Origin of the sequence: Sphingobacterium sp. UT-1RO-CII-1 (assembly GCF_026711005.1) — a bacterium.
GTDB lineage: Bacteria > Bacteroidota > Bacteroidia > Sphingobacteriales > Sphingobacteriaceae > Sphingobacterium.
The window spans coordinates 171,416-183,883 of the sequence record NZ_JAPPVJ010000006.1 but is presented as its reverse complement, the minus strand read 5'-3'; the positions used below and the strand labels follow the sequence as shown (position 1 = coordinate 183,883).

General features: G+C 36.1%; 14 protein-coding genes. 10 read left to right on the top strand and 4 right to left on the bottom strand.

All coding sequences use genetic code 11. The annotated features are described in order from the left end of the window. Positions 1 to 4: 4 nt before the first annotated feature. Positions 5 to 631 carry a rhomboid family intramembrane serine protease gene (locus ORI89_RS14445; protein ID WP_268231210.1) on the top strand — a complete coding sequence of 209 codons (627 nt, stop codon included), beginning with the start codon at positions 5 to 7 and terminating at the stop codon, positions 629 to 631. A 3-nt stretch (positions 632 to 634) separates the two neighbouring features. On the opposite strand, the gene ORI89_RS14440 is transcribed toward ORI89_RS14445, so the two are convergent. After that, on the bottom strand, positions 635 to 2,173 hold the full coding sequence (locus ORI89_RS14440) for a YifB family Mg chelatase-like AAA ATPase (RefSeq protein WP_268231209.1): 1,539 nt from the start codon (positions 2,171 to 2,173) through the stop codon (positions 635 to 637). Between the two features lie 285 nt (positions 2,174 to 2,458). On the opposite strand from ORI89_RS14440, the gene ORI89_RS14435 reads away from it, so the two are divergent. From ORI89_RS14435 to ORI89_RS14425, 3 genes are all read left to right on the top strand, one after another. Then, positions 2,459 to 2,728: a YtxH domain-containing protein gene (locus tag ORI89_RS14435; RefSeq protein WP_268231208.1), complete on the top strand. Its 270-nt coding sequence runs from the start codon at positions 2,459 to 2,461 to the stop codon at positions 2,726 to 2,728. A 143-nt stretch (positions 2,729 to 2,871) separates the two neighbouring features. Next, positions 2,872 to 3,264, top strand: a complete 393-nt coding sequence (locus ORI89_RS14430; RefSeq protein ID WP_268231207.1) for a phage holin family protein — start codon at positions 2,872 to 2,874, stop codon at positions 3,262 to 3,264. 3 nt (positions 3,265 to 3,267) lie between these two features. Further along, entirely contained in the window at positions 3,268 to 3,792 is a 525-nt protein-coding gene (locus ORI89_RS14425) for a hypothetical protein (RefSeq protein WP_268231206.1), read from the top strand. On the opposite strand, the gene fcl is transcribed toward ORI89_RS14425, so the two are convergent. Further along, positions 3,793 to 4,731: a GDP-L-fucose synthase gene (fcl, locus tag ORI89_RS14420; RefSeq protein WP_268231205.1), complete on the bottom strand. Its 939-nt coding sequence runs from the start codon at positions 4,729 to 4,731 to the stop codon at positions 3,793 to 3,795. It abuts the gene before it with no gap. 57 nt (positions 4,732 to 4,788) lie between these two features. Here fcl and trmB point away from each other — a divergent pair, with 57 nt between their 5' ends. Continuing rightward, entirely contained in the window at positions 4,789 to 5,436 is a 648-nt protein-coding gene (gene trmB, locus ORI89_RS14415) for a tRNA (guanosine(46)-N7)-methyltransferase TrmB (RefSeq protein ID WP_268231204.1), read from the top strand. A gap of 30 nt (positions 5,437 to 5,466) precedes the next feature. On the opposite strand, the gene ORI89_RS14410 is transcribed toward trmB, so the two are convergent. Both ORI89_RS14410 and metK read right to left on the bottom strand, forming a co-directional pair. Continuing rightward, on the bottom strand, positions 5,467 to 6,576 hold the full coding sequence (locus ORI89_RS14410) for an acyltransferase family protein (RefSeq protein ID WP_268231203.1): 1,110 nt from the start codon (positions 6,574 to 6,576) through the stop codon (positions 5,467 to 5,469). A 349-nt stretch (positions 6,577 to 6,925) separates the two neighbouring features. Continuing rightward, positions 6,926 to 8,182, bottom strand: a complete 1,257-nt coding sequence (gene metK, locus ORI89_RS14405) for a methionine adenosyltransferase (protein WP_268231202.1) — start codon at positions 8,180 to 8,182, stop codon at positions 6,926 to 6,928. Between the two features lie 441 nt (positions 8,183 to 8,623). Here metK and ORI89_RS14400 point away from each other — a divergent pair, with 441 nt between their 5' ends. From ORI89_RS14400 to ORI89_RS14380, 5 genes are all read left to right on the top strand, one after another. Then, a complete protein-coding gene (locus ORI89_RS14400) occupies positions 8,624 to 9,514 on the top strand; it encodes a diacylglycerol/lipid kinase family protein (RefSeq protein ID WP_268231201.1) in 891 nt (296 codons plus the stop codon). 4 nt (positions 9,515 to 9,518) lie between these two features. Continuing rightward, positions 9,519 to 9,869, top strand: coding sequence for a translation initiation factor (locus ORI89_RS14395; protein ID WP_268231200.1), 351 nt, complete (start codon positions 9,519 to 9,521; stop codon positions 9,867 to 9,869). A 434-nt stretch (positions 9,870 to 10,303) separates the two neighbouring features. Beyond that, positions 10,304 to 11,134 carry a MotA/TolQ/ExbB proton channel family protein gene (locus ORI89_RS14390; protein WP_268231199.1) on the top strand — a complete coding sequence of 277 codons (831 nt, stop codon included), beginning with the start codon at positions 10,304 to 10,306 and terminating at the stop codon, positions 11,132 to 11,134. Positions 11,135 to 11,233: 99 nt separating this feature from the next. Next, positions 11,234 to 11,887 (top strand): ExbD/TolR family protein, encoded by a 654-nt coding sequence (locus ORI89_RS14385; protein ID WP_268231198.1) that lies wholly within the window; start codon positions 11,234 to 11,236, stop codon positions 11,885 to 11,887. 20 nt (positions 11,888 to 11,907) lie between these two features. Beyond that, positions 11,908 to 12,456 (top strand): ExbD/TolR family protein, encoded by a 549-nt coding sequence (locus ORI89_RS14380; protein ID WP_268231197.1) that lies wholly within the window; start codon positions 11,908 to 11,910, stop codon positions 12,454 to 12,456. Positions 12,457 to 12,468: the final 12 nt, after the last annotated feature.

Below are 12,468 nucleotides of genomic sequence, written 5' to 3'. Positions count from 1 at the left end.
AGAAATGTTAAACTATTTAATTACTACACCTGTAGCTTCAGTGATTTTTGCACTAACTATTGCGGTTAGTTTGTATACCTTTTCTAATCCGCAGTACTTTAGTAAACTGATGCTGAATCCCTATGCTATCCATCGTGATAAGAGCCGGTTGTTTACTATTTTTACAAGTGGTTTAGTTCATAAAGACTGGATGCATCTCTTGTTTAATATGATGACTTTTTATTTTTTTGGATTCAGTTTGGAGGCTATGTTTGTGCAGTTTAGTGGGCCTACGGGACATTTTTTATTTGCAGGACTTTATATAGTGAGTTTAGTTCTTAGTGATTTACCTACTATAATGCAACAAAAAAACAACCCGGGCTACTTCAGTTTAGGTGCATCAGGAGCAATTTGTGCTATTCTTTTCAGTTTTATTCTTTTTCAACCGAAAGCTACATTAGGTTTGTTCATGATTATTCCTATGCCTGCCTATTTGTTTGCTTTTCTTTTCTTGGGCTATTGCATTTGGGCTGCAAAAAAGGCTAATGATCATATCAACCATGATGCCCACCTTTTTGGAGCACTTTCGGGGCTAGCTATTACTCTTTTAATGTACCCTTGGGCTTTCAGACACTTTATCAGTCAGTTTTAGAAATTATCCTGCCCAGTTGTCACGATCTAAACTTCTATATTGTATAGCTTCTGCCAAGTGATGGCTTTCAATTTTGTCGGAATTTTCCATATCTGCAATTGTTCTTGCTACCTTTAGAATACGATCGTAAGCACGAGCTGATAGGCCTAGCTTATCCATTGCTTGCTTTAGAAGTAATTTTCCCTCTTGGTTTATTTTGCAGATTTCTCTAACTGTTTTTGTATTCATTTGGGCATTGCAATGTATATTCGTTTTATTTTTAAAGCGAACTAATTGTCTCTCTCTGGCTTTTGAAACACGCGCTCTTATAAGGCTACTTTCTTCGGCTAACTCCTGATTTGAGAGCTGGTTAAATTCAACTGGTGTCACTTCAATATGCAAGTCAATGCGGTCAAGTAATGGGCCTGATACTTTTCCTAAATATTTATGAACAGCAGTACTTCCGCAAGTACATGCTTTTTCGGGATGATTATAATACCCACATGGGCAAGGATTCATAGCTGCGATTAGCATAAAGCTGGCTGGATAATCTACTGTGAGTTTTGAACGCGATATTGTAATCGACCTTGCTTCTAAAGGTTGGCGCATAACTTCCAATACGCTACGTTTAAACTCAGGAAGCTCGTCTAAAAAAAGTACGCCGTGATGAGAAAGCGAGATTTCACCTGGTTGAGGATTGGATCCCCCTCCCACTAAAGCGACATCTGATATCGTATGGTGTGGTGAGCGAAAGGGGCGTGTTGTCATAATAGTAGATTGAGCGCTGAGACGGCCTGCAACCGAGTGTATTTTTGTTGTTTCCAACGACTCCTCTAAGCTTAGCGGAGGAAGTATACTAGGTAGCCGTTTTGCAAGCATAGTTTTCCCCGATCCGGGCGGACCTATTAATAAGACGTTATGGCTGCCTGCTGCTGCTATTTCAAGTGCTCGTTTGATATTTTCTTGTCCTTTTACATCGGAAAAATCAACATCATAGTCATTGTTTTGGTTGATAAATTCTTTACTTATATCAACAGTAGTTGGCTTGTCTGCGCTTTCTCCGTTTAAAAAAGACACCAGTTGTTTCATGTTTTTCATGCCAAATACCTCTAAACCCTCCACTATTGCAGCTTCTCTTGCATTAGAATAAGGAACTACTAATCTTTTGAAACCGTCTTTTTTAGCTTGCAGCGCAATAGGGAGGCTTCCTTTTATGGGTTGTATATCACCATTGAGGGAAAGCTCTCCCATAATCATATAATTCGTTAAATTGTTGGCCGTTATTTGGCCCGATGCTGCCAAGATTGCAATGGCTATAGAGAGATCATACGAGGCTCCCTCTTTTTTGATATCTGCAGGAGCAAGATTTACAACTATTTTTTGCCTGGGCATGCGAAAGCCATTCGTTTGCAACGCACTTTCTATACGCTGTAAGCTTTCTTTAACTGCATTGTCAGGCAAGCCAACTATATAGTAGCGTACACCTGTAGAAATATTTACTTCAATTGTTATACTGGTCGCTTCAATGCCATGTACGGCACTGCTAAATGTTTTAATGAGCATGGTTCTGTCTATAATATGGATTATCTAAATATAACACATTCTATTTAGATAATCCAAATCTAGTCGGTTGTTAGGTAGCTGTTTATAGCTTGACTGCTTCTCCATTTCTATAGAGTAAACTAATAATTGCCTGAATAAGTTTCTTGTCTTTTGGAGAGGTTTTTGTTGTATTACAGTATAGTGTGGTGATTATAAAAAATACTTTTGTAAATTTAAAACGAATCGATAGTTATTGTGTTAATTATTTAGAGCATAGATACAGTTGAGTTTAAAAAAACAAGCAATATGAATGAAAACGGGAAAATAGTAACAGCACTTTTAGCAGGGCTGGCGGCAGGTGCAGTTTTAGGATTATTATTTGCACCAGATAAAGGATCTGAAACAAGAGACAAAATCAGTGACTCTTTGTCTGATTTAGGAGATGAGCTTAAAGAACGTGCTGACGAGCAATTTGGTCAATTAAACGACTTAAAAGAGAAGATTGTTACCGCTCTGAAGAGAAAAGGTGCAACTATAGAGTCTATTATAGACGATGAGATTGTCGAGCATGCATAGCATGCTCTAACTTTAAGAAGTGGCAAAATGTGGGCTTTGGTAAATTTTACTATGTACTATCATTTAAAATAATAAATCAATATTCACTGAGTTTTGCGACTTTAAAATTAATGCTCGTTAGCCCTTGGTAAAAATTAATAGATATGGAAGAGGAAAAATTCTCATTTAGTGGGTCTTTTCAAAAAGGAAAAGAATATGTGGATACGCAGCTTGAATTGCTTAAGTTGAAAGCTTTAGCTCGGGGGTCCCGTATTTTAGGTGTAATAGCGGTGGATATGGTAAAATTAGTGTTTACCTTGTTTATTGTTTTCTTTTTGTCTTTAGCTTTGGCTTTTTTCTTGGGAGAATTACTCGGAAGTAATGCTTTAGGCTTTTTAGTAACAGGTTTATTTTTTGCCCTTATATTATTGATTGTGCGTGCCATTGAACCCAAACTGGAAGATAAAATCAGGGACTTTACAATCAGTAAAATAGCTAGTAGGTGGGATGATGATGAGGAAAAAGAAACTACTAAGGAAGATGAAGTAAATTTATAAGGTATGATTAATACAGAAGAAAAAAACACTATAAGAAGCGTTCGTGATTTAAAAGCAGAGATCGCTAGACTTACCTTGAGAAAGACTGAGCAGGAAGCTTATTTGTCTGATCAATATCGTTTGCTAAATAAAAAAATTAATGGTCCGATCCGTTTCTTTAATACCTTGGTTTCTTACGTGCCAGGTACTGGCGTCTTGAGGGGAGTCGTTTCTGGAGTTCGTCAAACAGTAACAGGAAATAATAAAGATGCAGATTGGTTGACCAAAGTGTTAAGTTTAGCAGCACCTTTTGTTTTAAACTCTACCTTATTAAAAAAGTCGGGATGGCTAAAGAAAGCATTAGTGTTAATAGCATCTGAAAAAGCTGTCGGACAAATTAATCAAAACAGCATAAGTAATGTTATAACTAAGGTAAGCTCATTTATTAGCCCGAAGAATAAAAAGAAGAAAAAGAAAACGGTTGTAGATTCGGCATATAGTGATATGAATCACGATATAATTAGTGAGTCCAGTATTCCAACTTCCTAACTATAATTTGTCTACTTTGTTATTTAAAAAATCTTGATAAGCAAGGTGTATACCTTTTTTAAGGTCTGTTTTATGTTTCCATCCCAACTTTTGTAGGCGAGTGACATCCATTAGTTTCCTTGGGGTGCCATCTGGTTTAGATGTGTCAAATTGCATAGTGCCACTAAATCCTGTAACTTCTTTAATTATCAATGCTAGTTCTTTAATACTTAAGTCTTCACCGACACCTATGTTGATAAATTGTGACTCACTATAGTTGTTCATTAGAAACAAACAAGCGTCTGCTAAATCGTCTGCATATAAAAATTCTCGTAAGGGAGCTCCCGTTCCCCATATCACCACTTCTCTTTCATTATTAACTTTTGCTTCATGAAATCGGCGTATCAGCGCTGGCAAGACATGAGAGTTTTGCGGATGATAGTTGTCATTTATTCCATAAAGGTTTGTGGGCATTGCTGCAATAAAGTCGCAATCGTATTGAGCTCTGTAAGCTTCACACATTTTTATACCTGCAATTTTAGCTATGGCATAAGGCTCATTTGTGGGTTCTAATAATCCCGTTAATAATGAATCTTCTTTTAGAGGTTGTGGAGCCATTTTTGGATAGATACAGCTAGATCCGAGGAATAACAGCTTTTTTACATTATTACGATACGATTCGTGGATAACGTTCGTTTGTATAGCAATATTTTCGTAAATGAAGTCAGCTCGATAAGTATTATTTGCGATTATCCCACCAACTTTTGCAGCTGCCAAAAAGACATAATCTGGTTTCTCTTGTTCAAAAAAATTAACGACTTCACTTTGCTTACGTAAGTCCAATTGTTGAGAGGTTCTTTTGATAATATTTCTATAACCTTTTTGCTCTAGTGCACGAACTAGTGCAGATCCCACCATACCGCGATGACCTGCTACAAATATTTTAGAATCTTTTTCCACGTTATAATCTTGATAACTGCAAATATAAGGTTAATTTTGCGCACATAATATTATAAAATGGGCAAGGACAAATTGAGAAAATTTGCTGAAATAGCAACTTTTAAGAATGTATTACAGCTTGACGAAGGAAAAGAGTACAAGGGGAATTGGGCTAAAATGTTTTTTAATAATGATGCCCCTGTTATATTGGAATTAGCTTGTGGAAAGGGTGAATACACAGTGAACTTGGCACGTATGTTTCCCGACAAAAATTTTTTGGGTATAGATTATAAGGGTAATAGAATATGGAGAGGTGCAAAGACCGCTTTGGAAGAGGAGATAAATAATGTTGGGTTTTTAAGGATTCAAATTGAAACTATTCTTGATTATTTTCAAAAGGGAGAAGTTGAAGAAATATGGATTACATTTCCCGATCCACAGCCCCAAGAAAGTAGAGAGAAAAAGCGTCTCACGAACCCCAAATTTTTAGAGATGTATAGATCCATCTTAAAAGATAAGGGCATCATGCATTTGAAAACAGATAGTGATAGTTTCTATGCTTATACGCTTGAACAAATCAATATTTTAAAATTACATAAAGTGAAAGAAACTACTGATTTGTATAAATCCAATCTTGTTGATAACGTATTGTCTATTAAAACATATTACGAAAGGAAATATTTAGCTAATGATAAAAACATAAACTATGTTCAATGGCTTTTTTGATGTAACTACGTTGATGACTAATTTCCGTTACTAGATTTTAAAAAATATTTTTCTTTTATAAAGCCAATAACACAGATACCATAACGCAAATAATGTTGTAATCGAAACAATGAGTTGACTTAGTAGTCCGCTTATTCCTACAAAGGATAAGCCTCCGGCAATAAATATTTCTATCGTTTGATTGAACCATTGTTTTCCGACAGTTTCAAAGAATAGATATATAAATATAGCATTCATCCCAATGACCGTCAATACCCAGCTATACTTAGATTGTTTCTTTACGTCTACAATATAGCTAAGCATGGCCATGATCAATAATACATAACCTCCTGATACGAGTACGAAAGAAGATGTGCTTATTCTTTTTATTATAGGTGTGATGTTGCTTAAGTCCAATGTATAGCCCGCTATTAATAAAACTACTCCATATAATGCTAAATAATATATTTTTTTCAATTGCGTTTTGTTTGCAATAAGCAATCTGCCGGCTAAGCTTCCCCATATTGTGTGTGCCGCTGTTGGGATAATGTTGATAGCAACCCAACCTCCCGAGTTTATAACACCCATTATTTTAAGGTCAACATAATTTCCGAAATTATGTTGATTAATGAAGGCTTGATCAAAACCAGGGATATTTGTATAGCGGTAAAGTAATTCGGTTAGGATAAGAAGGGCTAATGAAAAGGCTATTTGAACACTAGGCTTCCACTGAATGATAAGATAAGCTATGAGGGTTGTAAAAGCTAGTTGAGTTAATACATTCCAAAGTTCAAAAACCAATTTTCCAGAATATATACAATGCAGAGCTACTCCTGCAATAAATAATTTAAGGCAACGACTTAAAATATGCTTTAAGTTCTTTTCCCATGTTATGCCTTTTTGTAGTTTACTAGAATAGGATATGTACATAGCTGATCCAGCTATTAGCATAAAAGCCGGTTGTACAAGATCCCAAAAATATAAACCATGCCATTTATGGTGGGTGAATTGTTTTACTATCTCATGTGCTAACCCATCTGGAAATCCATTATAAAGATGTCTGTATAAACGTGTGCTTTCTGCTGCTAGTAATAACATAATTAGGCCTCTCATAACATCTAACGAAACGATACGCATTGTGTTTTTTGGCTGAGTAGTCATATGTGTTTTATTTTGTTTTTTAATTGGGTATAAAGTATCCTGGAATTAGTGTATAAATATACTTTTAAACAAATGATGAGCAAATCATTTTGCAATTATCAGTGTTTGTAATACATAGGTTTTTCATAAACGAGTTGGCTAGCGTCGTAATTATATCCTAAAATAGGTGTTTTATAATAAAAAACAAAACCAGTGAAACAAAATGCTCTAGTTTATAGGTAGTGGGGCAGGTTTAGAATGGAGAAGTGAAATGGGGTGCGTTTTATTTATAGAGAGGTATGCTGAAACTTCCATCTGTTGATTAATTATATATTTAAAAAGTCAACAGATGGAAGCTATTATAAAGAAATTATTGAATACCAAAAGCTTCTTTTATTTTATCAACATAATCAAGCTTTTCCCATGTAAACAAATCCACCGTGAGAGTTTTTTGTTCTCCATTGGAGCTTTCAAATGTTTTTGTAACTGTTTTGGGTGTTCTTCCCATATGTCCATAAGCCGCTGTCTCGGAATAAATGGGATTTCTTAAACCTAGGCGGGTTTCTATTCCGTAGGGTGTCATATCAAATAATCCGCTTATTCGTTGTGCTATTTCGGCATCTGTTTCTTTTACTTTAGAAGTACCATAGGTGTTGACATATATACCCATTGGGTCTTTTACACCTATAGCATAGGATATTTGCACTAATATCTCATCTGCTATACCCGCTGCAACAAGATTTTTAGCAATGTGCCTTGTTGCATAAGCCGCAGATCTATCGACTTTGGAAGGGTCTTTCCCTGAGAAAGCTCCTCCTCCATGTGCACCTTTGCCTCCGTATGTATCTACAATGATTTTTCTCCCTGTCAAACCTGTATCGCCATGAGGGCCTCCAATAACGAACTTTCCGGTTGGATTCACATGAAACTTAATGTCGTCATTAAATAGTTTCTGTAGTTCAGGTTTTAACTGCGCTTTAACACGTGGAATAAGAATCCTTTTAATGTCTTCTGTTATCTTAGAGAGCATAATTTCTTCTGTATCAAAGTCATCATGTTGGGTTGAAATAACGATAGTATCTATGCGTACTGGTTTGTGCTCATCATTATATTCCAGTGTTACCTGAGATTTTGCATCAGGTCTTAAGTATTTTATTTCTGTGCCCTCATGCCTTAAAGCGGCTAATTCATAGAGTAAGCGGTGTGATAGGTCTAGAGCAAGTGGCATAAAATTTTCTGTCTCATTGTTTGCATAACCAAACATGATACCTTGATCTCCTGCCCCCTGATCTTCTTTGTTTTGACGATCTACACCTTGATTAATATCTGCAGATTGTTCGTGTATAGCGGATAGTACTCCACAAGAGTTTGCTTCGAACATATATTCTGACTTTGTATAGCCAATTTTTTCAATTACTGCTCTTGTAATTTTTTGAACGTCTAAATATATTTTTGATTTCACCTCTCCTGCCAGTACTACCTGTCCGGTTGTGACCAAGGTTTCAATAGCTACTCGCGCATCTTCGTCCCAAGCTAAAAAGTTATCTATCAGAGCATCAGATATTTGATCTGCAATTTTGTCTGGATGTCCTTCCGAGACCGATTCTGAAGTAAATAAGTATGCCATTTAAGCGTTTTTTTATTTTAAATAAATCTTCATGCCCTTTACAATCACTAAAAGGCAGTAGAGTTTTTGAAAACATGAAAGCAATATGGATATGTTTTTTAAATAAACCGAGCGCATAAGCTCAGTAATTAACTGTACAGCATATGAAATAGATGTCATAAAAGAGCTTGCCGGTAAATGGAAGTGGAAAAACAAAGTCTTGATTTAGCACTTTTTTACTGTGGTTGCAATCTCTTTCTGTATATCTTGTTTATATACAGCGCGCAAATCAATCCACATTTTCGTGCACAAAAATACTACTCTTTCTGAATATTTAAAAGTATTTGTGATATAAGGCAGAAAAGCATCTTATATGTTTATTTTAATTAAAGGAGCGGTGTGAAAAGCCAAATAGGGTTTATTCGTTATATAAAGGATTTATATATCTTTGATAACCGAAACATGGAGAGGTATATGCAGCAACGTAAGCGAATATTATTTGTAATAAACCCGATTTCAGGGGGGAAGAAAAAAACCGCATTTAATAAGCAGGTATTGGAAGTTTTGGATCTCGAAAAGTTCGATCCAACTTTTAAGATAACCAATCATGCTAATCACGCATATGAGCTTGGCAAGTTGGCGGTTGAGGAAGGATATGATGCTGTTATAGCTGTCGGGGGAGATGGTACAATTAACGAACTCGGATCTGCCATTTTAGGCACAGGTATGCCTTTAGGAATTATCCCTGAGGGTTCAGGTAATGGTTTGGCTCTTTATCTAGGTATTCCCTTAAATGAGTCTGCTGCTATAAGACGTATCAATAGGTTCGAAACAGTAGAAGTTGATACAGGCGAGATTAACGGGCGTAGTTTCTTTAATATGGCAGGTTTAGGTTTTGATGCTTCGGTTAGTGATCACTTTGCGAATGAATCCATTCGGGGGCCCATAGGCTACCTGAGGTCTGCCATTAATGTCCTTGGCAAATTTAAGCCTAGTCATTACACCCTTATCATAGATGGTAGGCGTTTTGAGAAAGAAGCATTTATGATTAGTGTTGCCAATTCGCCGCAGTATGGTAATCATGCTTATATTGCGCCTCAAGCTTCGATTAATGATGGGATACTCGATGTATGTATTGTTGATAAGTTTCCTTTATATTTACTCCCAAAGATGATATTTCACCTTTTTACTAAAAGTGCAGATCAAAGCGATTATGTGGAAATTATTCCAGGTAAAGATATTACTATTATCCGCAAAGATCAGGGGCCTGTACATGTTGATGGAGAGCCTTTAGAAATGGGCTTAGAGCTTAATATCGGTATTCAACACAAATCTTTGAAAATAATCTGTTAAACTTATGGCAAAACAAAAAAAGCAACGATTCGAAGGTGTAGTTTATTCTACCGCAAATGATTTTGAATACCAGGAAGCTGATTCCAATATAGAAGAAGAAACTTTAGCTCCCTCGAAACAAAAGCTAAAGGTACTTTTGGATCGTAAATCTCGTAAAGGAAAAATTGTTACAATTGTTCAAGGCTTTGTAGGAAGAGAGGAAGACTTAAATGATTTAGCAAAGAAACTCAAGCAGAAGTGTGGCGTCGGTGGGGCAGCTAAAGATGGTGAGATATTGATTCAAGGAGATTTTAAGATTAAAATTTCTGAGATGTTAATTACGGATGGATATCAAGTAAAATTAGTTGGCGGTTAGTGTTTTACAGTGTTTGAAAAAGTATGGTTGCCAAAGTTTGAACGGGATAGAACGCGGAATAATGCTAGTTAGGAGAACTTCTTTTTTTTTATGAAAAGGTCGCTCCTGGGTGAGTGAACGCTTACTTATTTTTATGAATTAATAATTTTTTAATTTGCATAAACCAAAAAAAATGGTTTTCATTGTAAAATATATGGCGTTAAGTAAGTGGGCAAACAATGGTAATTGAAATATTAGAAAGGAATGGAAACCGCTGATGGTTCACTAATATTAGGCTCATTTGACAGTGATGTAAATTAATGCGAACAAAGTTTTATTTTTAATACAAAATAGTATATTTGTTTTGCAAGGCTGCAAAATATAAGCTATTGAATTGCAAGAATTGAATTAAACATAAATAATAAACAACAGTAAAAATCTAAAAATTAGTAAAAATGGCAAACGCACCAAAAACTACTACGACTGCTAAGAAAGAAGGCGGAAATTCAAGTAATTTATTTGCGAGTTTAGCAATTATCATTTGTTTTGTAATTGGCTATCTTGTTTATGAGTTTGTTATGGGTAACCCATCAAACTTTATCGATGGAAATCGTGAAAATCAACCGGTACCGGGTAACTATGCAGGTATGGTTTACCACGCTGGATATGTAGTTCCAGTTTTATTAGGATTATTCTTAATGGTTTTCGTTTTCGCTATCGAACGTTTTATCGTAATCAATAGAGCATCGGGTACTGGTAACGTGGGTAACTTCGTGAGAAAAATTCAGTCTTTAATTAATGCAGGTAATATTGATTCAGCTATCGCTGAGTGTGATAAACAAAAAGGATCTGTAGCAAATGTTGTGAAGTCTGGATTGTTAAAATACAAAGATGTTTCTGCTAATACGAACTTAGATTCAGAAAAGTCTGTAATTGCTATTCAGAAAGAAATCGAAGAGACAACTGCATTAGAGATGCCAATGTTAGAGAAAAACATGAACGTTCTTGCAACATTAGTATCTATCGGTACGTTGACAGGTCTATTAGGTACAGTAACAGGTATGATTAAAGCTTTCTCGGCTTTAGCAACTGGAGGTACTCCTGACTCGGCTAAATTAGCAAACGGTATTTCTGAGGCCTTAATTAATACGGCTACAGGTATTGCTACATCTACATTTGCAATTGTTTTATATAATATCTTAACAGCTAAAATTGACAACTTAACTTATTCAATCGACGAAGCTGGTTTCTCTATCGTACAAACGTACGCTGCAAACCACAAGTAAGAGATTTGGGTGCAGTTTTAAATTTTTTATGGAAAATTTATAGTTACTGCATCTTTAAAGAAAGAGAATAAGAATTGTTAATTAAGGAAGTAAAGAGAAATGGGTAAAGCAAAAGTAAAAAGAGCCAGTACCACCATCGACATGACGGCGATGTGTGACGTATCATTCTTGCTTCTTACGTTCTTCGTTTTAACAGCGACAGCTCGCCAGCCTGAAGTTTTGGAGGTTGATACACCAGCTTCTACTACGCAGGATAAATTACCTGATGACAATTTAGGTGTCATTTCGGTAGCCGGCGGCAAAGTGTTTTTCTCTGTAAAGAACCCCACTGTACGGGAGCTTACTTTGAAAAATATGTCAGCTAAGTATGGAGTTGGTTTTTCAGCAGAAGAATATGAGAAGTTTAGACAATTGGACGAGTTTGGAGTTCCAATGAAAAACTTGCGTCAGTTGCTTTCACTAGAAAATGATAAAAGAACGGTCGATCTTCAAGTGGGTATTCCTGTAGATAGTACGGAAACTGCAACGAATGAGTTGTATTCATGGGTCCAGGAAGCAAGAAAAGCTACAATTGAGTACAATAGATCAAGAGACGGAGAGAAAGACTTCGTTGATCCAGGACCGATGAAAGTAGCTATCAAAGCAAATGCCGATGAGAAATATCCAACCGTTTATTTAATTATCGAAACGTTACGTAATCAGAAACAAAACAAGTTTAGTTTTGTAACAGGGTTAAGAGGCGCGGACGATTAATTTAAAATAGTACAAAGAAAATGGCAGAATTAAATCAAGATAGTGGAAAAGCAAAAGGCGGGAAAGTAAGGTCTAAGAAAAATGGTGGTAGCGTCGATTTGACAGCCATGGTGGATCTAGCGTTCCTCTTGATTACCTTTTTCATGTTGACAACCTCGTTGAATAAGCCGCAAGCGATGGACGTTGCGTGGCCTGATAAAAATAAAGTAGATGCAACAGATAATGTGGAAATCGCTGACACTCGTTCTATTACACTTTTATTGGGGTCCGACAACAAAATCTCTTGGTATTACGGGCAGCTAGCGAACCCTATTTATGCTCCAGCAACTGTGGAGTATGGTAAAGAAGGTATTCGTGAAGTACTCCTTAAAATGCAAAAAGAGGTTCCTGCGCGCAGTGGAGGTAAAGACTTGATCGTTGTAATCAGACCTAGCGATAAATCTGTTCACCATAATTTGGTGGATATACTTGACGAAATGAAAATTACAGATGTCAAACGTTATACGATTTCAAAGATCAACGACGACGAAATAGAAGTGTTAAAAGGCGAAAATTTGTATAACGATTAATCGCACAATATT

Excerpts from the sequence above, each read along its gene's own strand:
- ORI89_RS14390 (WP_268231199.1), top strand. The coding sequence starts at position 10,304 with ATGGCAAACGCACCAAAAACTACTACGACTGCTAAGAAAGAAGGCGGA.
- ORI89_RS14440 (WP_268231209.1), bottom strand. The coding sequence starts at position 2,173 with ATGCTCATTAAAACATTTAGCAGTGCCGTACATGGCATTGAAGCGACC.
- ORI89_RS14400 (WP_268231201.1), top strand. The coding sequence starts at position 8,624 with ATGGAGAGGTATATGCAGCAACGTAAGCGAATATTATTTGTAATAAAC.
- ORI89_RS14385 (WP_268231198.1), top strand. The coding sequence starts at position 11,234 with ATGGGTAAAGCAAAAGTAAAAAGAGCCAGTACCACCATCGACATGACG.
- ORI89_RS14395 (WP_268231200.1), top strand. The coding sequence starts at position 9,519 with ATGGCAAAACAAAAAAAGCAACGATTCGAAGGTGTAGTTTATTCTACC.
- ORI89_RS14445 (WP_268231210.1), top strand. The coding sequence starts at position 5 with ATGTTAAACTATTTAATTACTACACCTGTAGCTTCAGTGATTTTTGCA.
- metK (WP_268231202.1), bottom strand. The coding sequence starts at position 8,182 with ATGGCATACTTATTTACTTCAGAATCGGTCTCGGAAGGACATCCAGAC.
- ORI89_RS14410 (WP_268231203.1), bottom strand. The coding sequence starts at position 6,576 with ATGACTACTCAGCCAAAAAACACAATGCGTATCGTTTCGTTAGATGTT.
- trmB (WP_268231204.1), top strand. The coding sequence starts at position 4,789 with ATGGGCAAGGACAAATTGAGAAAATTTGCTGAAATAGCAACTTTTAAG.
- ORI89_RS14430 (WP_268231207.1), top strand. The coding sequence starts at position 2,872 with ATGGAAGAGGAAAAATTCTCATTTAGTGGGTCTTTTCAAAAAGGAAAA.
- ORI89_RS14425 (WP_268231206.1), top strand. The coding sequence starts at position 3,268 with ATGATTAATACAGAAGAAAAAAACACTATAAGAAGCGTTCGTGATTTA.
- ORI89_RS14380 (WP_268231197.1), top strand. The coding sequence starts at position 11,908 with ATGGCAGAATTAAATCAAGATAGTGGAAAAGCAAAAGGCGGGAAAGTA.
- ORI89_RS14435 (WP_268231208.1), top strand. The coding sequence starts at position 2,459 with ATGAATGAAAACGGGAAAATAGTAACAGCACTTTTAGCAGGGCTGGCG.